The organism is Pseudomonas psychrophila HA-4 (assembly GCF_000282975.1).
Taxonomy (GTDB): Bacteria; Pseudomonadota; Gammaproteobacteria; order Pseudomonadales; family Pseudomonadaceae; genus Aquipseudomonas; species Aquipseudomonas psychrophila_A.
Genome location: NZ_ALJC01000075.1, coordinates 246,476 through 271,149, shown reverse-complemented (window position 1 = coordinate 271,149; position 24,674 = coordinate 246,476). Strand labels below are relative to the sequence as shown.

19 protein-coding genes and 1 riboswitch are annotated in these 24,674 nt (G+C 58.0%); of the genes, 4 read left to right on the top strand and 15 right to left on the bottom strand.

Features of this window, described 5'->3' with window-relative positions; all coding sequences use genetic code 11:
- Positions 1 to 19 precede the first annotated feature (19 nt).
- From B347_RS0110465 to B347_RS0110455, 3 genes are all read right to left on the bottom strand, one after another.
- Positions 20 to 406, bottom strand: a complete 387-nt coding sequence (locus B347_RS0110465) for a cupin domain-containing protein (protein WP_019409669.1) — start codon at positions 404 to 406, stop codon at positions 20 to 22.
- Positions 407 to 431: 25 nt separating this feature from the next.
- Positions 432 to 1,301 (bottom strand): AraC family transcriptional regulator, encoded by an 870-nt coding sequence (locus B347_RS0110460; RefSeq protein ID WP_019409668.1) that lies wholly within the window; start codon positions 1,299 to 1,301, stop codon positions 432 to 434.
- Between the two features lie 166 nt (positions 1,302 to 1,467).
- A complete protein-coding gene (locus B347_RS0110455) occupies positions 1,468 to 2,187 on the bottom strand; it encodes a murein L,D-transpeptidase catalytic domain family protein (protein ID WP_019409667.1) in 720 nt (239 codons plus the stop codon).
- A gap of 142 nt (positions 2,188 to 2,329) precedes the next feature.
- On the opposite strand from B347_RS0110455, the gene B347_RS0110450 reads away from it, so the two are divergent.
- Both B347_RS0110450 and B347_RS0110445 read left to right on the top strand, forming a co-directional pair.
- On the top strand, positions 2,330 to 3,886 hold the full coding sequence (locus B347_RS0110450) for a L,D-transpeptidase family protein (protein WP_019409666.1): 1,557 nt from the start codon (positions 2,330 to 2,332) through the stop codon (positions 3,884 to 3,886).
- 42 nt (positions 3,887 to 3,928) lie between these two features.
- Positions 3,929 to 5,014 (top strand): NAD(P)H-dependent flavin oxidoreductase, encoded by a 1,086-nt coding sequence (locus tag B347_RS0110445; RefSeq protein ID WP_019409665.1) that lies wholly within the window; start codon positions 3,929 to 3,931, stop codon positions 5,012 to 5,014.
- Between the two features lie 58 nt (positions 5,015 to 5,072).
- On the opposite strand, the gene B347_RS0110440 is transcribed toward B347_RS0110445, so the two are convergent.
- The 12 genes from B347_RS0110440 to efeU all read right to left on the bottom strand — a co-directional run bounded on the left by B347_RS0110440 (position 5,073) and on the right by efeU (position 19,318).
- A complete protein-coding gene (locus B347_RS0110440; protein WP_019409664.1) occupies positions 5,073 to 6,680 on the bottom strand; it encodes an ArnT family glycosyltransferase in 1,608 nt (535 codons plus the stop codon).
- Between the two features lie 163 nt (positions 6,681 to 6,843).
- On the bottom strand, positions 6,844 to 8,208 hold the full coding sequence (locus tag B347_RS0110435; protein WP_019409663.1) for a UDP-glucose dehydrogenase family protein: 1,365 nt from the start codon (positions 8,206 to 8,208) through the stop codon (positions 6,844 to 6,846).
- Complete coding sequence (arnF, locus tag B347_RS0110430) at positions 8,205 to 8,612, bottom strand: 4-amino-4-deoxy-L-arabinose-phosphoundecaprenol flippase subunit ArnF (protein ID WP_019409662.1); 408 nt, start codon at positions 8,610 to 8,612, stop codon at positions 8,205 to 8,207. The genes B347_RS0110435 and arnF overlap by 4 nt, the downstream gene beginning before the upstream one ends.
- Positions 8,609 to 8,953: a 4-amino-4-deoxy-L-arabinose-phosphoundecaprenol flippase subunit ArnE gene (gene arnE, locus B347_RS0110425; protein WP_019409661.1), complete on the bottom strand. Its 345-nt coding sequence runs from the start codon at positions 8,951 to 8,953 to the stop codon at positions 8,609 to 8,611. The genes arnF and arnE overlap by 4 nt, the downstream gene beginning before the upstream one ends.
- Positions 8,950 to 10,599: a lipid IV(A) 4-amino-4-deoxy-L-arabinosyltransferase gene (gene arnT, locus B347_RS0110420; protein ID WP_019409660.1), complete on the bottom strand. Its 1,650-nt coding sequence runs from the start codon at positions 10,597 to 10,599 to the stop codon at positions 8,950 to 8,952. Before arnT ends, arnE begins: the two co-directional genes overlap by 4 nt.
- Entirely contained in the window at positions 10,596 to 11,480 is an 885-nt protein-coding gene (gene arnD, locus B347_RS0110415; RefSeq protein ID WP_019409659.1) for a 4-deoxy-4-formamido-L-arabinose-phosphoundecaprenol deformylase, read from the bottom strand. Before arnD ends, arnT begins: the two co-directional genes overlap by 4 nt.
- Positions 11,480 to 13,471, bottom strand: a complete 1,992-nt coding sequence (gene arnA, locus B347_RS0110410) for a bifunctional UDP-4-amino-4-deoxy-L-arabinose formyltransferase/UDP-glucuronic acid oxidase ArnA (RefSeq protein ID WP_019409658.1) — start codon at positions 13,469 to 13,471, stop codon at positions 11,480 to 11,482. Before arnA ends, arnD begins: the two co-directional genes overlap by 1 nt.
- Entirely contained in the window at positions 13,468 to 14,499 is a 1,032-nt protein-coding gene (gene arnC / locus B347_RS0110405; RefSeq protein WP_019409657.1) for an undecaprenyl-phosphate 4-deoxy-4-formamido-L-arabinose transferase, read from the bottom strand. The genes arnA and arnC overlap by 4 nt, the downstream gene beginning before the upstream one ends.
- A 569-nt stretch (positions 14,500 to 15,068) precedes the next feature.
- Positions 15,069 to 15,893, bottom strand: a complete 825-nt coding sequence (gene efeO / locus B347_RS0110400; protein ID WP_019409656.1) for an iron uptake system protein EfeO — start codon at positions 15,891 to 15,893, stop codon at positions 15,069 to 15,071.
- Positions 15,894 to 15,936: 43 nt separating this feature from the next.
- Positions 15,937 to 17,256, bottom strand: coding sequence for an iron uptake transporter deferrochelatase/peroxidase subunit (gene efeB, locus B347_RS0110395; protein WP_019409655.1), 1,320 nt, complete (start codon positions 17,254 to 17,256; stop codon positions 15,937 to 15,939).
- Positions 17,257 to 17,273: 17 nt separating this feature from the next.
- Positions 17,274 to 18,467: an iron uptake system protein EfeO gene (efeO, locus tag B347_RS0110390; RefSeq protein WP_019409654.1), complete on the bottom strand. Its 1,194-nt coding sequence runs from the start codon at positions 18,465 to 18,467 to the stop codon at positions 17,274 to 17,276.
- 8 nt (positions 18,468 to 18,475) lie between these two features.
- Positions 18,476 to 19,318 carry an iron uptake transporter permease EfeU gene (gene efeU / locus B347_RS0110385; RefSeq protein WP_019409653.1) on the bottom strand — a complete coding sequence of 281 codons (843 nt, stop codon included), beginning with the start codon at positions 19,316 to 19,318 and terminating at the stop codon, positions 18,476 to 18,478.
- A 174-nt stretch (positions 19,319 to 19,492) separates the two neighbouring features.
- Positions 19,493 to 19,691, top strand: a riboswitch (cobalamin riboswitch).
- A 94-nt stretch (positions 19,692 to 19,785) separates the two neighbouring features.
- On the opposite strand from efeU, the gene cobW reads away from it, so the two are divergent.
- Positions 19,786 to 20,856 (top strand): cobalamin biosynthesis protein CobW, encoded by a 1,071-nt coding sequence (cobW, locus tag B347_RS0110375; RefSeq protein WP_019409651.1) that lies wholly within the window; start codon positions 19,786 to 19,788, stop codon positions 20,854 to 20,856.
- A 3-nt stretch (positions 20,857 to 20,859) separates the two neighbouring features.
- The gene (gene cobN, locus B347_RS0110370; RefSeq protein WP_019409650.1) at positions 20,860 to 24,630 is read left to right on the top strand and encodes a cobaltochelatase subunit CobN; all 3,771 of its coding nucleotides are present in this window, start codon (positions 20,860 to 20,862) and stop codon (positions 24,628 to 24,630) included.
- Positions 24,631 to 24,674 lie beyond the last annotated feature (44 nt).

Here is a 24,674-nt window from a genome sequence, read left to right as displayed (position 1 = left end):
GCTGATACCTAGCCTTAACTCAAATCCACTGGTCGTTAGGGGCTGTGCGCTCGCCGCCTTCATGGCCGGTGTTCAGCACGCCGCGAGGTTCGATCATCATCAGCTTGGCCTCAGTCCGCGCGCCCGTCCTGTGTTCAATACCGCGCGGTACCACGTACAGTTCACCCGGCCTCACGCGCACTGTGCCGTGGGGTAAGTCGATCAGCAGTTCACCCTCCAGCACAATAAATGCCTCATCGGTTTCAGGGTGGCTATGCCAAATGAACTCGCCCTCGATGCGCACGACTTTAAACTGGTAATCGTTCATTTCTGCGACAACCCGAGGGCTCCATTGCTGTTCGATCAGCGACGCCTTGTGCGTCAGGTTTACGGCTTCTAGGCGCAGCGCGTTATGTGGGGTCTTCATGGTGGACGCTCCTTCAAAGTGAAGGCTAATCCTGAGGCAAGTAGGGTAGGCGGTTCTTGTACGATCCTGCACGTTGGCGGTCGGCTTTGATACGCTCTAACCAACGCGCCGGTGAAACCCCGTAACAGCGCTTGAAGTGATGGGTCATGTGGCTCTGATCATGAAAGCCGGCCGCCAGCGCCGCATCCACCAAACTAAAACCATCGAGGATTAACCCACGAACTCGATCAAGCCGGCGCAAGGTGACAAATCGATAGGGGCTGGTGCCATACAACACCCTGAAGTCCCGTGACAGGCTCCAGCGCTCCCGCCCGCTGGCGTGCTCGAGCATTGGCAGGGTAATGGTCAGGTCCAAGTGTTCAAGCATGAAGTCCCGGGCCCGTTGTGTCGCGCGGTAATCCAGTTGCTTGCGCCCGCGAGGCTTGCCCGCCACCGCGCGCAGGGCCATGGCAATGTCGAAAAGAGCGTCCTGTTCTTCCAGAGTATCCAGCGGGTGCTCCATGGACTGCATAAATGGCTCGCACGCCCGGTACAGGCGCGGGTCGTGACACAGCCCTCCCGCGATGTAAGGCAACGGTTCGCCCCTGAGAACGTGTTGAATCAGGGCGGGGTCGATGTACGCCATGCGGTATTGAAAACCCGCCTCGGTACCGGCCATGCCGTCGTGCAATTCATCAGGGTGCAGCACCAGCGTGTTGCCGGGCATGCCGTGGCGCATGCTCCCGGTGTAGTGAAAGCTTTGCACGCCCGACAGCGTGCGCCCGATGGAGTAGGTGTCGTGACGATGCGGCTCATAGCCATGCCCGCCAAACCACGCCTCGATTCGCTCAACTTGACCGGGCTGCGAGTTTCGCAACACCCAGTCGGTCGGCAATTTTGATGCGCGTCGATCCATGAGCCTATGTCCACTAAATGGGGGGGGGTGTGATTAATACCGGCGCAAAGATTACCTGTTTATCGAGACGCGTGATTGGGTGTCTAGCACTTGCGCACGCAGCCTTAGCTGGCGATCTTTTAAACATTCAAAAGATCGCCAGCCAAGGCTGATCAATAGGGCTTACTCAGCCACCTTTGGCGGACACAATACTCGCCACCAAATGCGGTTTGCAGTTTAGGTAGGCCGAGGATTTCAACCAGCGCTGATCCGGGTACCAGGCAAACATGAACTGTCCACCCTTGAGCGTGTCTACCACCTTGCGTGCAACTTGCGGGCGTACCGCCGGGCAGCCTTGGCTGCGGCCGATACGGCCCTGACGCTGGCTCCACAACGGGTTCACATAGCTGGCAGCATGAATAACGATGTCGCGATCACGGGCGCGGTCGTTGATACCCGGCTCCAGTCCGTCCATGCGTAAGGAGTAACCGTTGGCACCTTGATAGCTTTCCTGGGTGCGAAACAAGCCCAGGCTAGACTGATAACTGCCTTCGCTATTGGAGAATTGCGTGGCGAAGTTTTCACCGGAATTTTGTCCATGGGCGACCAGATCACGCAGCACCAGGGTCTTTTTACGCAAGTCAAAAATCCACAGTCGTCGCGCTGTGGAGGGTTGCGAGTAATCAATCACGGCCAAGTGCTCGGCCTGGCTGGCGCCATTATTGATTGCGCATTGCATGGCGCTGAGGGCGCCTTTGAGGGCTTGGGGGTTGAGTTCGGGGGCCGCTTGGGTAAGGCTTGTGAACAATACCGGTTGAAAAGGGCTGGCGGTAGCGGCGAACACCGGGCTTGAAAATGCGCCCAGTGTTGCAGCGGCCAAGCAGAGCCGTCGCAATAAAATCAGCATAAGTTAAGAGTTTCCACCGTTGAGTTGGCTCCTGACATCCCGTCGTTGTAAAGGCGATCCTGTTTTAAGTGCTAGCCTGAAGGTGCCACGACACGTAATACAGTGACCCTCAACATAAAGGCCACGGACTGGAGTTAAGCAGTTGATCAAAAAACACGCATGTTACTTGAGCCTTGTCTTGCTCGCTGCGCCGCTGGTCGCACCGGCTGATGAGCTGCCAGTCGAGCCATCGAATCCGGTACAAGTGGCATTGACGCAATTGCCGCAGGCATGCCCGACATTAGCCACACGTATCAATGAGCCTTCAAAAGCCCTGTTGCAGGCTTTTTACCAGAGCCAGAATAACCAACTGATCTGGACCGACAAGGGGCGCGTAGCTGCCTTGCAAGGCGCCTTGCCAACGTTGGCTGACGATGGCCTTGACCCGAAAAACTACCCTTTGCCCAATACGCAGGACCTGTGTGCCGACATCGACACCAGTCTTCAGTACCTGCAAGCCTTGCAAGATTTGCACTACGGCCGTTTGTCGCAAGCCCGTTTCGAGCCGGTCTGGCACTCCAATGAAGTGACGCCAGACCGGAGTCAGATTCTGGCGATTGCCGGGCCGGGGCTGAACGATGTTGCCCAAGCGTTTGCCCAGGCCCGTCCGGGTTTTGAGCTTTACCAGAACTTGCGCAACGTTTATGCCCATCAACGTCAGCTACCGTTGCCTAAATGGCAGTCAATAGCGGATGGCGCCTTGGTGCGTCCCGGCATGCAAGACCCGCGAATCCCAGCATTGGCTCAGCGCTTGTTCAGTGAGGGTTATCTCGATCACATACCCGCAACGCCCAACAACGTGTACAGCAATGAGTTGGTGTCTGCGGTTAAAAGCTTTCAACTCAGCCACTCCTTACAGGCCGATGGGGTAATCGGTGCGGGCACCGTGAAAGAGCTGAACGTCACACCGGCGACCCGGCTTGAGCAACTGCGTATCAATCTGGAGCGTTTTCGCTGGATGGCCCAAGATTTCGAACCTTCTATCTTGCTGATCAATGTGCCGGCGGCGCAGCTGACGGTCTACCAGAATGGCTCGCCGGTGTGGCAAACCCGTACTCAGGTCGGGCGGGCGGATCGCCAGACGCCATTGCTTAAGTCGCGGGTCACACGCTTGACCCTGAACCCGACCTGGACCATTCCGCCGACTATTTTCAAAGAAGACAAACTGCCGCAGATTCGCCGTGACTCGTCCTTTTTGAGCCGCCATGATTTGCAGGTAATCGACAGCAATGGCCAGCCGCTATCGCCGCAGAGTATTGATTGGGATCGCCCCGGCAACATCTTGCTGCGCCAAGGCGCCGGGCCTCGAAACCCTCTGGGCCGGATCGTGCTGCGTTTTCCTAACCCGTTCTCGGTGTACCTGCACGACACGCCAAGCCAGGCCTTATTCAGCAAAGGCCCACGGGCATTCAGCTCAGGGTGTGTGCGGGTTGAGTCGGTGTTCCAGCTAAGGGATTTGTTGGTCACGCCGGCAGAAAAAACCCGGACGGAAGATTTGCTGGCCACCGGATTGACCCATGAGTTCCGCTTGTCCAACCCCATGCCGATCTTGATGAGCTACTGGACGGCGCAAGCCGATAAAAATGGCAAAGTGGTCTATGCCCCGGACATCTACAACCGCGACCCGGCGTTGATAGCCGCCTTGGCGAATAAACGTTGATTAGTGTCCATTTCCCTATGAATGATCCTAGAGAGCACTCCCATGCCCCAATGGCCTGACTCACGCTTTATCGACTTGGTAGGCATCACCAACCCCATCATTCAAGCGCCCATGCTCGGCGCCGGGGCAGATGTGATGATCGGAGTCGCGAAAGCGGGCGGTTTGGGGTCTTTGGCGTGTGCCACGTTGAGTCTCGACGCAATTCGGGCAGAGATCGCGGCCTTTCGCGCTGAGAGCGATCAGCCGTTCAATGTGAATTTTTTCTGTCACGCGTCCCCGGAATACGACGAAGCTCATGTGCAGCAGTGGAAGTCGCTGTTCAAACCTTATTACGAAGAATTGGGCGCCGACTACGATGCCCCGACCCCGGTTTCGAGCCGGGCGCCGTTTGATGAGGCCACCTGTGCGCTGGTCGAAGAACTGCGCCCGCCAGTGGTCAGTTTTCACTTTTCTCTGCCTGCCCCTGAACTGATGGCGCGGGTCAAAGCCAGCGGGGCGATCATTCTCAGCTCAGCGACCACCGTTGAAGAAGCACAGTGGCTCGAGCAACACGGCTGCGACGCGATCGTAGCCATGGGGTACGAAGCCGGTGGTCATCGGGCGATGTTTCTAAGCAACGAGTTGACCTCGCAGATCGGCACGTTTGCCTTGGTGCCACAAATCGTCGATGCGGTCTCGGTTCCAGTGATTGCGGCAGGCGGCATTGCCGATGCGCGGGGGATTGTCGCAGCGTTTGCCTTGGGTGCCAGTGCTGTGCAAATCGGCACCGCGTACCTGTTTTGCCCGCAGGCAAAAATATCCAAGCCACATTACCGGGCACTGCGCGAAGCCAGTGCCAGTGAAACGGCGCTGACTAACCTGTTCACTGGGCGTCCAGCCCGCGGGATTCTGAACCGGGTCATGCGCGAACTCGGCCCGATCAACCCCCAAGCCCCAGCTTTTCCGTTGGCAGGCGGAGTTCTGCTACCACTCAAGGCTAAGTCCGAGCCAGCAGGTTCCGCAGATTTTATCAATCTGTGGGCGGGGCAGGCGTTTCCCCTCAGTCCAGGACGAACAGCCGAGCTGTCGTCCTATGAACTGACCCGCACACTGCTGGACGATTACGCGGCACGTTCCATCGCTAAGTAACGGCTTTGAGCGACGTGGCTGCTGATGCGAATCAGCAGCCCGTTCACACAACACATCGTTACGGCAAATGCAGCAGCACGTAATCGTTCTTGTCGAAGCGTCCGCTTAAGGCTGGAACAGTGTCACCCAGCACAGTGCCTTTCAGTGCCTGGTAGTCCTTGCGGTCCATTACGATCCAGGAAGGTGCCTGCAACGCGCTCAGTTCGGCTGCTGATTGGGTAAACACGGGCAGCAAGTCGCGGTCCAGGTTGACCATAAACTTGATCGCCTTGGCGTCTTTGCCCATGCCATGCAATACCAGCGGCGCGGGGGCCTGATCGATCAGATGCAGGGTGTTGAGGGTGAAGTCGCGTGTGTCGTAGGCGCTGCGCTCTGCCGGTTCTATCACCAGAATGTAGCTGCTCCACATGGCCAGCACTGCACAAGCGGCCAGGCCGGTTGCACGCCAATGGGTCTTAAACAGCAAACCCAGCGCAAGCACTTGCAGCACACCTAGCACGACATAGATTGAGGTCAGGGCCGGCAAGTCGTCACTGATGCGCTTGCTGGCGACGATCAGGCCTGCAATTAGCAACGCGGGCAAAGCCAGCAAAATGGCTTGAATCATGCCGCGTAATGCTACGAATACTCGACCTTGCATGCCCACAAACGGGTAGGCAGCAATAATGGCGGCCATCGGCAGCATTGGCAGTAAATAGCGGGCTTTTTTCGCCTGTGGAACCGACAGGCCGATCATCACGATCAAGCCCGCGGCCGCGCAGTATTTGACCAAGTGCAAGGCAGTGTTCGACGGTTTACGTCCAGCGATTAGCACAGCCGCCAATACCACTACGGCCAACGGGTAGGCCAGCGCGTAGTTGCCCATGGAACTGGTGAAGTAATAAAAGGGGCCACTGGCGCCTTCGCTGCCGTCGATTCGGCCAGTGACCTGCATGCGAATCACGTCTTGTACAAAAGCCTCACCGCCGCTGAGCCAAGCCAGCAACAACAACAGGCCAATGCACAGCACCAGCAGGACCAGCGCCTGCACACCAACGCTGAACATACGGCGCCATTGACCGCTGAGCAGGTAATAGCTGCAAAGCATACCGGTCGGAATCACCAGCCCGATGGGTCCGCGGATGGCGAAGCCGAGTACCAGCAACACCAGTAGCCAGAAATGACGGCGTGGCGCACTGAAGTGATCGTGGGCATAGGCCAGGTAAAACGCGCCGAGGCTGACCGCCGCAAGCATTTGGTCCAGTGACACCGCACGGGTTTCAGTGATGAAGGTCATGCTTAACAGCAACAGCGCCACACTGAGCAAGGCCCAGGTGGTGGACTGCGGGGCAACCAGACGATAGATCAGGGTCACGATCACGGCGCTTGCAAATGCCGTGGGCAGCCACGCCGTCAGGCTGTTGACCTCGCCAAACGGCAAGGACAGCAGCCAAGTGAAGAGGGTAGAGGTGGCGTTGTAGTCGGCGTAAGGCTGACCGTAGGTGGTCGGGAAAAAGCTGGGGCCGTGGCGCAGCATTTCCTTGGCAAACATCACAAAGCGCGAGTCAAACCCAATCGCGGACTGGTGCATATCGCCCAGAATGAACAGCAGTAATGCCAGTGCACCGAGAAGCAGGGACTGTCGGTGCAGTGCTTTTAAAGCGCTAGGGGAAGGGTAGGCCGGCATGTCGAGTTTCCTTGACTCAATAGGGAGCGTGTAAGAAGGAGCGTGCTTGCGATGTGCGGATCTTTAAAAAGATCGCGAGCACGCTTGCCCCTACAAAGTAAACAGTCGAATTTCATCCATAAAAAACGCCGCCATTGTTGCCAATGGCGGCGTTGGTGAACCGTTAAACGGCCGTTGCGCCTTGCGATACCGGTAAGTTGCAAGACTCACCGCGCCCCATCGGGAAGTACTGCAAACCTGCACGGGTCAGGCGCTCAGCGTCATACAGGTTTCGGCCATCAAAAATCACAGGGGTTTTGAGGCGCTGCTGGATCAGGTCGAAGTCTGGCGCCTTGAACTGTTGCCATTCCGTGCAGACGATCAAGGCATCTGCGCCGTTGAGCGTCGATTCTGGGGTGCCCATCAGGCTCAGGCGCGGCTCGTCACCGTACAAACGCTGGGTTTCTTGCATGGCTTCAGGGTCAAAGGCCCGCACGTCTGCGCCCGCATCCCACAACGCCTGCATCAATACGCGGCTTGGGGCATCGCGCATGTCGTCAGTATTGGGTTTGAAGGCCAGGCCCCAGAGGGCGAAGGTTTTGCCTTTGAGGTCGCCTTTGAAAAAGGCATTGATGCGGTCGAACAGTTTGTGTTTCTGGCGTTCGTTGATCGCTTCAACGGCTTGTAGCAAATCGCTCGAGCAATTGACTTGCTGGGCGCTGTGGATCAGTGCACGCATGTCTTTAGGGAAGCACGAACCACCATAGCCGCAGCCAGGGTAGATGAAGTGGTAACCAATACGCGTGTCGGCACCGATACCCAAACGCACCGACTCAATGTCGGCGCCCAAGTGCTCGGCCAGCTCGGCGATCTGGTTGATAAAGCTGATTTTGGTCGCCAACATGCAGTTGGCCGCGTACTTGGTCAGCTCAGCGCTGCGCAGGTCCATGTTGATGATGCGGTCATGGTTGCGGTTGAACGGGGCATACAGGTCGCGCATCACGTCGCGTACTTCATCGCGCTCGCAGCCAATGATGATGCGGTCCGGGCGACGGCAATCACTCACCGCCGAACCTTCCTTGAGGAATTCGGGGTTAGACACCACGTCAAACTGCAACGAGCGGCCGGCCTTGCTCAGGGTGTTGTTGATGTGTGCGGTCAGCGCGTCACCCGTGCCAACCGGCACAGTGGACTTCTCAACCAGAATCACCGGTTCTTCACGGTGGCGAGCGACTGCGTCACCCACGGAGAACACAGCCTTGAGGTCTGCCGAGCCGTCTTCGCTCGGCGGAGTGCCAACAGCGATAAACAGCACTTGGCCGTGTTCAACGGCGAGTTTTTCATCGCTGGTGAAGCGCAGGCGCTTGCTTTCGAGGTTTTCACGAACCAGGCTTGAAAGGCCCGGTTCAAAAATGCTGACGTGACCTTGCTGTAACAGCTCGACCTTTTTCTGATCAATGTCCATGCAAATCACGTCGTGGCCGACTTCCGCCAATACGGTTGCCTGCACCAGGCCTACATAACCACTACCAAATACACTGATTTTCATGCGCTGTTCCTGGAACCTGGGGTACGTCGAGAGTTGATCGTCAGCACCCCTAGAATGACCAATGTCACCCCAAGGGTTTTTGAAAGGGTGAAGCTCTCTTGGAATACCGGCAGGCTGGCGGCCAGCAGGTAGACCAGAGCGTAGCTGATGCTGAGCAGAGAGTAGGCCCGACCCAATGGCAGGTCACGCAAGGCCAATAACCAACACAGCATCGACAGCGCGTAAGCCAGGATCGCGGCAAATACCACGCCCAGCGCTGACAATGAAACGTCCCCCTGGCTGATTGCGTTCAGCCATTGGGCGGGCTCCGGTAGGCGGGTCATGCTCCAGCGCATGCCCAATTGAGCACCGCTGACCAGTAAAACGCTGCCACAAGCAAAGGTAAATCCGCGGCGCAGGTTCATGCGTGTTGCCCCAGCAGAACCACACCGGCAATCACCAGGCCTACACCCACCCAGTGACGCAGGTCGATGGTTTCTTTAAACACGTAACGTGCAACCAAGGTGATCAGAACAAAGTTGAGGCTGAGCATCGGGTAAGCGATGCCCACTTCAAGGCGTTGCAACACCAGCAACCACACCAGCAAACCGAGGCCCAGACACAGCAGGGCCAACCACAGCCAAGGGGATCGCAGCTTGTGTGCGATGCCCGATTGCGGCCCGCGCCAGCTTTCGACTGCGAACTTCTGAGCCACTTGCCCCGCGCACGTCAGCATGCACGCCATCAGCAACAGGGCTAAGGTCATGGAGCGGTCTGCGGGTAAACCAAAATCACCATATTGCCTTCGTCAAAACGCTGGGCATCTTTGGGCAGCATGTCCATTTCATGGCTTTCATCGCTGTCCTTGACCCGCATCACAACACCTACCGGGCCTTTAAGGCGTGCGTCGGCAAGCCATTGCTGAACGTCTTCCAGACCAATGCTTTTGCCTTTGGCATCGTCATAGGTCAGGCCGTATTTGACCTCGCCTTGGGTGTTGTACAACGTCACATCAGGACGACGCAGGCGCCAAGACAGAGCTGATGCTGCGCCTAGGTCGTTACTCAACAGCGCGGTTGCAGGTTGCAGTGCATCGAGGTGATGCAGCACAAACTGGTCAGGCATTTTGTTGTGAACCACGCTGCTTGGCATGCTGGCTGGCAATACCAGTACCAGAACACCCATGGCGACGGCAGGCGCCGCCCACATCTTCAGCGGACGAACCATGGCCAGCAAGCCAGTGACGATCCAGGTCAGCAAGACCACGACCAGTAAACCCATGTGCAGCGGTTCGTTGTCGTAGAACGGCTTTTTGATCTGGAAGAAGATCAGAGCTAGCAACGCCACGGCGCCAATCAGCAGGTTGACCAGGCCGTTGAGGCGCAGCGACAGGGTTTTTGCTTGATCAACGCGGTCCATCAGCGCGTGGCCCAGCAACAGGGCCAACGGCAGCATGCACGGCATGATATAGGTCGGCAGTTTGCCCTTGCTCAGGCTGAACAAGGCCAGTGGCAGCAACATCCACATCAGCACAAAGATCACGCCGGTCTGACGCTTCTGGCTCCAGGCATCTTTGAGCGTGGCAGGCAACAGGGCTGCCCACGGCAAACTGGAAACCACCATCAGCGGCAGGTAGAACCACCATGGGCGACCGTGCTGGGCATCTTCACCGGCAAAGCGACGGATGTGCTCGTGCCAGAAAAAGAAACGCCAGTAGTCCGGTTCTTGTGCGTGTACCGCCAGTACCCAGGGCAATGACACGACGGCCGCAACCAGCATGGCGAGCAGACCGTATTTGACCAGTTCCAAGAAACGCTTTTGCCAGATCATGTAGGGCAGGGCGATCAGCACGGGCAGCAACAGGGCCAAAAAGCCCTTGGTCATAAAGCCCATGCCGCAGGCAAAGCCCAACAAAGCCCAACTGAACAGACGCTGGCGTGAGTCCTGGGTGTCGACCGCAAACCACAGTGCAACCAAGCTCAGGTTGACCCACAGGGTGAACTGCGGGTCGAGGTTGGAGTAACCGGCTTGGCCTGCAATGAGGCCGAAGGTCATGTACACCAGCGCGCAGGCGAAGCTCTTGCGCGGGTCATTCCACAGGCGGCGGGCGACCATGTAGGCCAGCAACACGCTCAGGCCTGTGGCAATCGCCGAGGCAATCCGCACGCCAAACAGGTTTTCACCAAAAATGGCCTGGCCGATAGCGATCATCCAGTAACCGGCAATCGGCTTCTCGAAGTAGCGTATGTCCATGAAGTGCGGGGTGACCCAGTTACCATCGACCAGGATTTGCTGGCCAATTTGCGCATAACGCGCTTCGTCCGGGATCCACAGGCCGTGGGTACCCAGAGGTAACAGGTAAAACGCAATAAAGGCCAAAACCAGCAGCGGAATCATCCAGCGTTGAGTCATGGCTGTTGCACTCCCAGCCAGCCTTCACGGCCGTCCAGCACGCCACGGCTCAATTGGCCAGCGGGCACGCTGTCAAGGTCGTTCGGGAGCAAGTCCCGCAGGGGCTGAAAGTGGATGTCGCGGGCACGGGCCTGCGTCAGCAATTGACGGAAGTCATTAGCCATTAGAATCCCTTCTACTTCTGCATGAATGGTGTACGCGTTCAGCTTTTGTGGGCTGAAGCGATCAAGAATGTATGAATTGAAGTCGGCAGCGCTTAGCTCTGGCCCGACTACTTCATCGAATGTGGGTAAGTCCACAGGGATTTGCGGCGCGCCCAGTCTGCCGTCGGCCAACCTTGGCCGAAACAGACTGTGCCCGCGGCAATCACTGTTGTAACGAAAGCCAAAAGTTTCTTTGGCCTGGACTACGCGTTCATCTGCGCGCCAACCGGCAGAGGCCGAACACTCGACCGCCTGCCCGGTAATATCGCTCAGCGTGTCAACACCTAAACGAATCTGCTCGATCAGTTGTGCCTCGCTCCAGCGCCCGGTGTTGGCTTGCCAGCCATGGTGATCCCAGGCGTGCAAGCCAACTTCGTGACCCGCGGCCAGAGTCTGACGCATCAAGTGCCCCAGATCCTTGCCGATCGGTTTGCCTGGCCAGGCGGTGCCGGCCAGCAAAATGTCCCAGCCGTAGAGGCTGGCAGCCTTGGAGCGCATCATTTTCCAGAAAAACTGGGGCTTGATCAGCCGCCATAAATGGCGGCCCATGTTGTCCGGCCCCACGCTGAAAAAGAACGTGGCTTTAACGCCTGCCTCATCGAGCAGTTCGAGCAACCGTGGAACCCCCTCGCGGGTTCCACGATAGGTATCGACATCAATGCGTAGTCCAGCCTGCATCAGCGTTTTTCCGCGATTTCAACCATGGCTTCACGCAGGAAGAAATCCAGAGTCTTGCCAATGGTTTCGCTCAGCTCGGTGGTCGGCGTCCAGTCGATCAGGCGACGGGCGTTTTCCACGCTTGGCTTGCGGTGGCTTACGTCTTGATAGCCAGTGCCGTAGAACGACTGGCTTTCAACATCGCGGAAACCAGCAAACGGCGGGAAGTTGTCACGCAGCGGGTGCGCTTCGAACTGGCGAAGCAACTCTACGCCCAGTTCACGAATGCTGGCTTCGTTTTCTGGGTTGCCGATGTTGATGATCTGGCCGTCACACTTGCCGTCTTTGTTTTCAATGATGCGTGCCAGGGCTTCGATGCCGTCAGCCACGTCAGTGAAGCAGCGCTTCTGTGCACCACCGTCAACCAGACGGATCGGGGTACCTTCCACGAGGTGCAGGATCAGTTGAGTGATGGCGCGCGAGCTGCCAACACGAGCTGAGTCCAGACGGTCCAAACGCGGGCCCATCCAGTTGAACGGACGGAACAGGGTGAACTTCAGGCCTTTGGTGCCGTAAGCCCAGATCACGCGGTCCAGCAGTTGCTTGGACACGGAGTAGATCCAACGCTGCTTGTTGATCGGGCCAACAATCAGGTTGGAGGTGTCTTCGTCGAAGTTCTGGTCCTGGCACATGCCATAGACTTCGGACGTAGACGGGAAGATCACGCGCTTGTTGTACTTGACGCAGTAGCGAACCAGCTTGAGGTTCTCTTCGAAGTCCAGTTCGAATACGCGCAGCGGGTTACGGGTGTATTCGATCGGCGTGGCGATGGCTACCAACGGCAGGATCACGTCACACTTCTTGATGTGGTACTCGATCCACTCGGTGTGGATGCTGATGTCGCCTTCCACAAAGTGGAAGTTCGGGTGGCTGCGCAGGCGGTCAATCGCGTCGGAGCCGATGTCCAGGCCGTACACTTCGTAACGGTCGTCTTGCAGCAGACGCTCCGAGAGGTGGTTACCGATAAAGCCGTTAACGCCCAAGATCAGAACGCGGGTGCGACGGGCCGGACGGCCGGATTCGCTGCCACGCAGACGCGAGCCGTCAACCAGACCCAGTTCGCGGGCCAGTTGCGGGCCGCTCAGGTACAGGCCGTTGTCGTTGCGCTGACCAGCGGTGATCACCAGCGAGTCTTTGCCGCAAGCGATACGCAGCGGGTCGCAGCTGATCACGTTGCCCGGTGCCTGACCTTCGTTGCCGGCAACCACTTCGCTGGCCCAAACAATCAGCTTGTGCTCGCCAACGGCGCAGAAAGCACCTGGGTACGGTTGGGTAACAGCGCGGACCAGGTTGAACAGTTCTTCAGCCGGGCGATTCCACTGCAGTAAGCCATCAGCTGCAGTGCGACGACCAAAGTAAGTTGCCTTGGATTCGTCTTGCGGGGTTTCTTTGAGCTTGCCTTCCGGCAGCACCGGCAAGGTTTCTGCCAGCAGTTTTGCAGCGGTTTCACGCAGTTTGGCGTGCAGGCTCAGCGCGGTGTCGCTGCGCTCAATGCTGATGCGTTCCTGGGCAACAATGTCACCGGCATCGGCGCGTTTGACCATGCGGTGCAGGGTAACGCCGGTTTCGGTTTCGCCGTTGACCAACACCCAGTTGGCTGGCGCGCGACCACGGTAGCGTGGCAGCAGGGAACCGTGCAGGTTGAACGCGCCTTTGCTGACGCTGTTCAGCAGTTCTTCGCCCAACAGGTTGCGGTAGTAGAACGAGAAGATGTAATCGGCATTCAGCTTGCGAATGCGCTCGATCCACAGTGGGTGGTTAGCGTCTTCCGGCGCGTGCACCGGAATGCCTTTACGGGCGCACAGTTGGGCCACAGAGCCGTAAAAGTTATTTTCTTTGGGATCGTCCGCATGGGTGAACACAGCAGCGATTTCATAGCCTGCATTGAGCAGGGCTTCGATGCCTGTGCAGCCAATATCGTGATAGGCGAAAACAACGGCTTTCAAACTCATGATTGGACCTGTGTCGAAGTAGAAGAGGACGAGTTGCAAGTAGAAGACGAGTTACTGGTTGTAACGCAAACAGTGGCCGGTTCGGCGCGCACGATCTTTTCGATAAAGAAGCGTGGGCGTGCGCGCACATCGCTGTACATGCGTCCTAGGTATTCGCCTAGCAGGCCCATGCCGATAAATTGGCCGCCGGTGAAAACAAACAGCACCGCAAACAGCACAAATGTACCGTCGCCAGCCCAAGTAGCGCCAAAGATCAGGCGCAGGAAAATCAACATAATGGCAAACACACCGCCCAGTAATGCCATGCTAAAACCGATGATGCTCAGCAGGCGCAGGGGGGTGGTGGTCATGCACGTGATCAAATCAAACATCAGGTTGATCAGGCGCATCGGGCTGTATTTCGAATCGCCGTGTTCGCGCTCAGCATGCTGCACCAGCACTTCGGTGGTGTGACGAGCAAAACTGTTGGCGAGAATCGGGATAAAGGTGCTGCGTTCACGGCACGCCAGCATCGCGTCGACAATCGAACGGCGATAAGCGCGCAACATGCAGCCATAGTCGCTCATAGCAACACCGGTGGAGCGTTGCACCGCAAGGTTGATCAGGCGTGACGGCCAGCGGCGCCAGGCGGAGTCTTGACGGTTATTGCGCACGGTGCCGACGACGTCATAGCCCAGTGCCGCCTGAGCGACCAGGCGCGGGATTTCTTCCGGCGGGTTCTGCAAGTCGGCATCTAGGGTGATCACGACATCGCCCTTGGAGTTTTCGAAGCCAGCCATAATTGCGGCATGTTGCCCGTAGTTGCGGTTAAGGATCACCGCGACAACAGAACTGCCTTCACGTTCAGCCGCGTCTTGGAGGATTTGCGCCGATTGATCCCGGCTGCCGTCATCGACCAGTACGATTTCATAAGGTTGGGTTAGCTGTGCACAGGCAGCCTCAGTGCGCCGTAACAACTCGGGCAGGCTCTGTTCTTCGTTGTAGACCGGAATGACGATCGACACGCACTGGATAGGGTAGGGTTTCAAAATTTTCGTTCCAGTCAGTTTCAATGGCACAAGATAACTTGTCTCAGAAGTCAGCCTGTTTAGGCGTTTTAGAGAGACTACGCCTACAGGCAGTAAAGCTTAAAACTGACGAAGGTAAAGTCTTCGAACTACGTTATCTACATGATTTTCTTGCAAACTATTGGGGATCTCCCATGAGCTGACGCATACGTTAAACGCACAATTGTGAAAAACCTATGAAAGTTGGGTCAAGTGTGTGTTTTTTCTTATAGCTAGACAGGTGCTATTCAGGAAGCAATGAATAGTGCCTAAACAGCGGGTTTGGTGACGAATAGCGGGGTCGTTACGATTGCGAATATTGACAGCAATTTAGCTAATTTAAACAGTGACGTACGTCAATGCTCGAACAAAAAGCAGATTTTTTTAACGTTATAAAATTTCTGCGCCAATCTGCAAATATGTGATGCCCGTCACATCGGTTTCTGGCGATATACAGCAATTCTGATCCCTTAAGCGAACGCCGGTCCTGTCGAAATCAACATGACCGCGCGTAACGCTTAAGTGAACAGCATTGCCGGGCGAGCGTTTTTTTAGTTCAAACCCAGCTTGCCGCGCAGTGTCGACAAGTCTTCGGCCAGGGTATTAACCGGGCCAACCAGTGCCTTACGGTCGTTATCTTTGACCTTGTCGTAGGTCTCGTAACCGCCATCTTTGGTTTTGTACTTGGCCAGAATCTTGTCAACGGTGGCGAAGTTTTTGTCGACCTTGGCCACAAAGGCTTTGTCGTTCTCAGCGATTTGCGTGCGGAACAGGTCAAAAATTTTCTTCGCGCCGTCTACGTTGCCCTGGAAGTCATACAGGTCGGTGTGGCTGTAGCGGTCTTCTTCGCCGGAAATTTTGGTCGCAGCAACTTCTTCCATCAGTGCGGCAGCACCGCCTACTACCTTCTCGGGCGGGAAGGTTAGACCGGCAACACGGGTTTGCAAGTCTTTGACATCAGCGTTGAGCTTGTCAGCCAGTGCGTCCAGGCCTTTGGTGCTGTTCTCGGAGAACAGGGTGTATTCAATGCGGTGAAAGCCGGTGAAGTCTTCAGCCGTCACGCCTTTTTCGTGGTCATCAACGCGGGAGTCGATGGAGGCATCAAGGTCACTGAAGAGTTCAGCAATCGGCTCAATCGACTCGTAGTGCACCCGGGTCGGCGCATAGAGCTTCTTGGCAGTGGCCAGGTCGCCTTTTTTGATAGCGTCGGTGAATTTCTGGGTTTCTTGCGCCAAGGTGTCGATTTCTTCGGTGACGTAAATCTTGTAGTCAGAAATAGGTTGCACCAGATCCAGGGGGGCAGTCGCCGCGAATACCGAGAGCGGGGTGTGCAGCAAACCTAGAGCGATGAGCAGTGCGAGCGGCGTCTTCTTCATGGGGCTGTATCCGGTGTGTTTTAGGTTTAGGTTGGGGGTGAGATCAAGTGCGGGTGAGCGGTGAAGCGGCATTGAGCAGCGAGCGCCCAATGAAATCCTGATCGTTGCGCACGCCCGGCAGGGTGAAGAAGTAACCGCCGCCAATCGGCTTGAGGTATTCCTCTAGGGGTTCACCGTTCAGTCGGGTCTGTACCGCGATAAAACCTTGGTTCAGATCGCGCTGGTAGCAGATGAACAGCAAACCCATGTCCAGTTGTCCGTTCTTGTTAACCCCGTTGGAGTAGTTGAACGGGCGACGCAAAATCAAGCTGTTGCTGGTTTGTGCGGTGCGTGGGTTAGCCAGGCGGATGTGCGCGTCCAGCTTTGTGACTTTGCCTTCGGGGTCTTTGCTGTAATCCGGTACATCGGTCTCGTGCTGGCCATCCATCGGCGCGCCACTGGCCTTGCTACGGCCGAAGATGCTTTGCTGCTCTTGCAGCGGGGTGCGGTCCCAGCGTTCAACGAAATTGCGAATGATGCGTACTGCTTGATAGCTGCCATCCACCGCCCACTGCGGCTCGTCGCTGTTCGGCTGGACCCAGACAATGGCGTTCATCTGAGTGTTGTTAGTAGAGTCCGGGTTGGCCGAGCCGTCACGAAAGCCCAAAAAGTTACGCGCGCTCTGCGGCGGTACGCCCGGCTTCGTGGGTGCCTGCGGCGGCACTGTGCCTTCTTGCTTCCAACGCACCAGCAGCAGGTCCGGCAGGTTCTTCACGATGTCACGCAGGGCGTGAATGTTGGTGTCGGCGGTGTTGGCGCAAAACTGCAGGCTCAAATCGCCGTGGCAGAACGCGGGTTCCAGCGCATCGTTGGGAAACCCCTGCATGCGGCTTAGACGCTTGGGCTTGACGCTGCTCAAGCCGAAGCGCTCATCGAACAGCGACTCGCCGACCGACACCGTCACCGTCAGGTTGTCCGGGGTCACTACCGGACCGAGAATGCCTGAGTCAGTTGGCGGTAACTTGGGGTCAACCTGGGGCACCGGGCCGCCTTTGGTCAAAAACACGATGCGCTCATTGAGGGTACGAAAGAGGCGCTCCAGCTCTTGGCGATCACTGGCCAGCACATCAAAGGAAACAAGCATGCCGGCAGCGGGGCGCGGGGTCACAATGCCGTTTTGGTGTTGGCCGTGAAACGGGTGATGGTCCTGGGTCTTGTCGCTGCTGGGCGCTTGGGTGACTTGCGCGTTAGCGCTGCCGCTGGCAGCCATGGCTGGGCAACTCAGGGCGCTGCCAGCCAGTGCGGCACCCGCCACCCCCATACCGAGGAGCACGCGGCGGCGTTGCAGATTGAATTCGCTAGGGCTGTTGTCTGAATCGCTCATGATCGTCTCGTCTGCAATTACAGGCCGGAAAGGCCGAGGGCTGGGTCGATTCCATCGAGTGCATCGGCCAGAGCCTTGGCCTTGTGACTGATTTCTTGACGCTGGGCTGCACTCACCGTGTCGTACGTGAGGTAGCCTTTTTCGGTTTTCAGGCTGCTGAGTTCGGCGTCTAGAGCGGAACTGGCGGCATCAATTTTGCCGAGGATGTCGGCATTGTTTTTAGCCAATAACGGGCGCAACAGATCGACCACCTTGCGCGTGGTTTCAAGGTTGGCGGCGAAACCGTTCAGGTCGATGTGGCTGTAGCGTTCTTCTTCGCCGCTGGCGGCATGGGTGTCCGCCAGGTTGTGCAGGGTGCGCGAAACAGTATTGACCAACTGCTCGGGCGGCAGGGATTGCGCCAGCAACTGTTGCTTGAGCAGTACCGCATTGGCTTGTAATTGCTCGGCAATCGGCGCCAGGCCTTGGGTGCTGCGTTGCTCAAACAGACCGTATTCCAGGCGGTGGAAACCGCTGAAACCCGGGTCCTGTTCGCGTTTTTCGAAGTAGTCGGCACGGGCGTTGATCGCGTTGTCCAGTTCAGCCAGGCGTTGCGCGGCCGGGGCCAGGCGCTGATACGCCTCGCGTGCGGGTACATATTGAGCCTGCGCCTGCTGCACGTCGCCGCTGGCAATCGCTTGCGACAATGCGTCAACGGCTTGGATCAGCGCGTTGCCCTGGCTGCTCAAGTACACCCGGAACTCCGACAAGGGGCCGATGAACGCCACCATTGATGGGCGCGCCTTGGCGCTGGCTTCCGATTCAGCAGTCGGTGTTACATGCAGGGTGCCGCGCGGGTTGCTGAGCAGGCCGCAGGTAATGGCGTAATCACCGGGAGCAAGGTTAGCGTTGATCACCTGACTGAGGCCGGGAGCAATGTTCTCGCGTTCTTCGATAACCAGCACGCCGTCAAGGATTTCCCATTCGACGGCGCGCTCCGAGGCATTAACGATACGGAAACTGTTGAGGCCGGCGGGCACGGTCAGCGCGTTCGGTTCGCAACTGTGAGGGTGAATCGTCACGGTAATTTCATTGCTGTGTACCTTGCGTTTGGCCGCAGCCAGTTGCGAGGCGTAGTAGAACAACCCGCCGGCCGCGATCATTACGATCACCGAGCCGGCCACTGCCCAGCGCAGCGCGCGTGGGGGAGTACCGCTTGCAGGGTTAGACATGCAGGACCTTATGAGTTTGTCACTGAAGAGGGTTGGATGGCCTTGGGCGGTGCCGGCGAACGGAAGAACATGACCAGCGTGACCACCAGATAAAGCACATAGGCGCCGATCACACTGACAGTGGGTTCGTCTTGATAGCCGAACATCCCGGCCAGGATCGAACCCAGCGGGCCGTCCATCGGCAGCGCGGCGCTAATGTCGAAGACCACATCTTGCAGGTGGTTCCACACCCCGGCTTCATGCAGGGCTTGCACCGAATTGGCCAAAATACCGGCGGCGACCACCAGAATGAACAGGCCGGTCCAGCGGAAGAACAGGCCCAAGTTCAGGCGCATGCTGCCGCTATAAATAGCAAAGCCTACGCAGATCGCCAGAATCAGCCCAAGCAGGGCGCCCAGTGGTGCGGCCGGGCCTTCGCTTTGCTGGAACACCGCGAGCAGGAAAAAGACAGTTTCCAACCCTTCACGAGCCACTGCGAAAAACACCATGGCAATCAGTGCGGTGACCTGATGTTTGGAGCCGGCGAGGGCGTGATCCAGAGAGGTGTGCAGAGAATGCTTGATCGAACGGGCGACCTTGCGCATCCAAAACACCATGGAGCTGAGAATGCCAACGGCGATCAGGCCGACGATGCCTTCGAACAGTTCCTGCTGCTTTTGCGGGAATTCGGCGCTCATCAGTTCCAAGCCGCCGCCGACCAACAATGACAAGGCTGCAGCGAGGAAAACCCCGATCCAGACCGCAGGCATCCACTGCCCACGCCCGGTTTGCTTAAGGTAGCTGGCAATAATGCCGACGATAAGCGCGGCTTCAATACCTTCGCGCAGCATGATCAGAAATGGAACCAGCATGGACAGAACACCGCGTTACGAATTGGTAGTGCCAATTTGTAACATATTGATACGTATTGCCAAACAAGAATCGATTTCATTGGCTGAACGGCGGCTGAACGAAGGGATGTCGTTGGCACACCGGGCTCAGACGCCTCAGCACAGCGCCAACATTGACCTGTTACAAAGCACTGCGTAGCCTTGCACGTTCGAGGTTCTTCGCAATGCGAAGCTAAGACGGGAACGCGGTATGCCGCGGCTGCCCCCGCAACTGTGAACGGTCAATTACCCTGCTATGCCACTGCTTGATACGCGGGAAGGCGCAGGGTTTGGAGCTGCCAATGGCAGCTCCCTAACCGTAAGCCAGGAGACCTGCCTCGTGTCAGATTCTTATTTCAACCGGGCGGGGTGATCCGGTGGCGAATGTTTACCGCTCTTATGAGGCGGTCGTCGTCCCGTATGCCCGCCGCTTTACCAAAGGGCATCCGATGAAAACACTGGCCAAAACTCCCGTCACTATCGTTACCGGCTTTCTCGGTTCGGGCAAAACCACCTTGCTCCGTCACATGCTGGACAACGCTCAAGGTCGCCGCATTGCGGTTATCGTGAACGAATTCGGCGAGTTGGGTATCGACGGCGAAATCCTCAAACAATGCTCTATCGGCTGCACAGAAGAAGAAGCCAACGGCCGCGTCTATGAGCTGGCCAACGGCTGTCTGTGCTGCACGGTGCAAGAAGAATTCTTCCCGGTGATGCGCGAACTGGTTGCCCGTCGTGGTGACATCGACCACATCCTGATTGAAACCTCGGGTCTGGCGCTGCCAAAGCCGCTTGTTCAAGCGTTCCAGTGGCCAGAAATTCGCAGCGCCTGCACCGTTGACGCCGTCATCACCGTGGTCGACAGCCCGGCCGTTGCGCGCGGCACCTTTGCCGCCTTCCCAGATCAGGTGGATGCCCAGCGCAAACTCGACCCTAACCTGGACCACGAGTCGCCGTTGCACGAGTTGTTTGCCGACCAACTGGCCAGCGCTGACTTGGTGATCCTCAACAAAGCTGACCTGATCGACCCTGAAGATCTGGCCAAGGTCCGTGCTGAAGTGGCTGAAGAACTGCCACCTGCGGTGAAAATCATCGAAGCCAGCAGCGGCCGTCTGCCACTGGACATCTTGCTGGGTCTGGGCGCCGGTTCCGAAGACCATATTGATAGCCGTCACAGCCACCACGACCATCACCACGATGGCGATGATGACCACGACGATCACGACCACGATGCCTTCGACTCCATCTCTATTGAACTGCCACAAGCAGAAGAGCGCGTGCTGCTGGACGCCTTGACGCAGTTGGTCGTCAAGCACGACATCTTGCGGGTTAAAGGCTTTGCGGCCATTCCTGGCAAACCGATGCGCTTGCTGATTCAGGGCGTGGGTACGCGTTTTGACAAGCACTTCGACCGCGCCTGGGGCCATGACGAAGCCCGCACCACCAAATTGGTACTGATCGGCCAGGACCTGGACGCCGTACTGCTTGAGTCCACCCTGCGTGCAGCGTTGAGCGTTTAAACCATGCATTTGCTCAGGACCCAGCCCGGTGGCTTTGTATCGGACGACAACATTGCCGACTTAGGCCAAACCCCCGCCGAGCTGGTGATCCTGTGCAGCGGTGATTCAAGCTTGGCACTGCTCGCGGACGCCGCGCAGCAGTTGCCTGAAGATTATCCAAGCCTGCGTCTAGCAAACCCGATGCAGGTGCAAAACCATGGCTCGGTCGATCTGTACGTCGACCAAGTGCTGCAACACGCCACAGTAATTCTGCTGTCCTTACACGGCGGGATTGGTTATTGGCGCTACGGCATTGAGCGCCTGATGCAGTTGGCCGAGCGCGGCGTCACGTTGATTCTGGTACCAGGCGATGACCGCCCTGACCCGGAACTGAGCGCCTTGAGCACTGTGCCCGCCGAGCAGGCTGAGCGCCTGTGGCACTTTTTGCGCCAAGGTGGGCGGCATAACGCCCTGCAACTCTATCGCTGCTTGGCCAGCCAATGCCTAGGCCGCGATTACGCATGGGATGAGCCGCAGACCTTGCCGCGCACTGCGATCTACCACCCACAGCACGCCAGCCCCGAACTCAAGCACTGGCAGGCCGACTGGTGCGCCGGGCAGCCGGTGGCGGCGCTACTGTTTTATCGCTCGCACTTGCAAGCGGCCAATACCGCGTTTGTCGATGTGTTTTGTCAGCGTTTGCAGGCGGCTGGGCTTAATCCTTTGCCGATTGCAGTCGCCAGCCTTAAAGAGCCGGGCTGCCTGACGGTGGTTCAAGACCTGCTCGATGAGGTCGAGGCCGGGGTCATTCTCAATACCACCGGTTTTGCCCAGTCCAGTCCCGAAGCGCCGCACTTGCGCCCGTTCCGGCGCAATATCCCGGTGATTCAGGCGATTTGTGCCCAAGACAACGAACCCGGCTGGCGCGACAGTGAGCAAGGCCTTGGCCCGCGTGATCTGGCGATGCACATTGCCTTGCCCGAACTGGACGGGCGAATCATCAGCCGTCCCATCAGCTTTAAAGACCTGGCCTGGCGCAGTGAGCGCAGCCAGTCGGATGTGGTGTGCTATCGCGCCCAGCCTGAACGTATGGACTTTGTCGCCGAACTGGCGCGGCGCTGGGTTGAACTGGCCTGCGTGGCGAACTCGCAAAAGCGCATCGCCCTGATTCTGGCCAACTACCCGACCCGTGATGGTCGCATCGGTAATGGCGTGGGGCTCGATACGCCAGCCGCTGCGCTGAATATCCTGCGGGCCTTGCAGAAGCAGGGTTATCCGCTGGACGCTGAGTTGCCAGCGTCTGGCACCGCATTAATTCAGGCTTTGTTGGGTGGCGTCAGTAACGACCTCGACAGCCTTGACCTGCGCCCATGCCATCAGAGCATGGGGCTGGACGAGTATTGGGCGATGTTCAGCCAGTTGCCCGAGGCCAATCAGCACGCGGTCAATGAGCGCTGGGGCGCGCCGCAAGAAGACCCGATGTTTCGCAGCGGCCGTCTGATGGTCGCCGGGCTGCGTTTTGGTTTGACCTTTGTTGGCATTCAGCCAGCACGTGGTTATCAGGTGGACGCTAGCGCGGTCTATCACGACCCGGACCTGGTGCCGCCACACGCGTACTTGGCGTTTTACTTCTGGCTGCGCCACACCTACGGCGCCCACGCCGTGGTGCACGTTGGTAAACACGGCAACCTGGAGTGGCTGCCGGGTAAAGGCGTCGGATTGTCGGAGCAGTGTTGGCCCGACGCGATTCTCGGCCCCATGCCGAATGTGTACCCGTTTATCGTCAACGACCCGGGCGAGGGTGCGCAGGCCAAGCGCCGCACTCAGGCCGTGATCATCGACCACTTGATGCCGCCGTTGACCCGGGCTGAAACCTACGGCCCGCTGCGCGATCTTGAACTGCTGGCCGACGAGTATTACGAAGCGCAATTGCTCGACCCTCGCCGCGCCCGAGAGTTGCAGCGCGACATTCTGAAGTTGGTGCGTGACACCCACATCGATCGTGAGCTGCAACTGGACGAACACCTCGACAGCGACGCCGATGCGGCGATTTGGTTGCCGCGTCTGGACACCTACTTGTGCGATTTAAAAGAGTCGCAAATCCGCGATGGGCTGCATATTTTTGGTGAGTCACCGGCCGGGCGGCTACGCATCGACACCTTGCTGGCGTTGCTGCGAATTCCCCGTGGCGATGGTCGTGGTGCTCAGTCAAGCCTGTTGCGGGCGTTGGCCAAAGCCTTTGAATTGGGTTTCGATCCGTTGGATTGCGCACTGGCCGAGCCTTGGGTGACGCGGCAGCCGCCCGAATTGCAAGCCGTTGACGTGGAGCTATGGCGCACGGCGGGAGATACCCGCGAACGACTGGAATTGTACGCCGCGCAGTTAATTGAGGAGGCGCTGGAAGGTCGCTTGCAATTGTCCGATGCCGAACAGTGGGCCGACGTGCGCTCCATTTTCGACGCATTGCTGGCGGTTGTGGCGCCGCGTCTGGATGCCTGCGGCCCGGCCGAGATGCAGGGTTTGCTCGATGCTTTAGGGGGGCGTTTTGTGCCTGCGGGGCCAAGCGGTGCGCCGAGCCGGGGACGGCTGGACGTGCTGCCCACCGGGCGTAACTTCTTCTCGGTAGACGTGCGCAACTTGCCCACGACCACCGCCTGGCGTATCGGCTTCCAGTCCGCCAACCTGATTCTTGAACGTCACCTGCAAGACCATGGTGATCATCTGCGTCAGCTTGGACTCTCGGTCTGGGGCACGGCGACCATGCGTACCGGGGGCGACGACATTGCTCAGGCCATGGCGCTAATGGGCGTACGCCCGGTATGGGCCACCGGCAGCCAGCGCGTGGATGACTTTGAAATCTTGCCGGTCAGCCTGCTCGACAGGCCACGGGTCGATGTGACCTTGCGCGTTTCGGGGTTCTTCCGCGATGCCTTTGCCAACTTGATCCGCCTGTTCGATGCGGCCGTCCAAGCGGTGGCTGCGCTGGACGAGCCCGATGATTTAAACCCGCTGGCCACTAAAGTGCGCCGTGAGCGCGAACAGCTTGAGCGCGACGGCATGGCCCCGGAGCTGGCGGCGCGTCAGGCGGGCTGGCGTATTTTCGGTGCTAAACCCGGAGCTTATGGCGCAGGCGTACAAAACGCGATTGATGGTCGCTTGTGGCAAAGCCGCGAGGACCTGGCCGAGGTGTATCTGAACTGGGGCGGCTACGCCTATGGCGGCGCCGATGAGGGCACGGCGGCGCGTGACCAGTTTGCCCAGCGCCTGAGCCAGGTGCAGGCGGTGGTGCAGAATCAGGACAACCGCGAGCACGACTTGCTTGATTCCAACGACTATTACCAGTTCCAAGGCGGGATGCTGGCGGCAGTCGAAAGCCTGAGTGGCACAACGGCTGCCAGCTACCATGGCGACCACAGCCAGCCCGACTTGCCGAAAATTCGCACCCTCAAGGAAGAGCTGAACCGGGTAATCCGTTCGCGGGCGGCTAATCCGAAGTGGATCGAGGGGGTTAAACGCCATGGCTACAAGGGCGCATTCGAGATGGCGGCAACCCTCGATAATCTTTTTGCCTTTGACGCCACCACCCAGTTAATCGACGACCACCAATACGCGTTGTTGGCCGATGCTTACCTGCTGGACCCAGACACCCGTGAATTTGTACAACAACACAACCCGCATGCGCTGCGCGACATGACCGAGCGTTTGCTTGAAGCACAGCAGCGCGGGTTGTGGAGCGAGCCGGGCGACTACCGCCAGGCGTTGGAAGATCTGTTGCTGGACATCGAAGAAGACTGAGTAACGTTGTGGCCGCTTCTTACGGCAGCAGCCACAGGAATTTG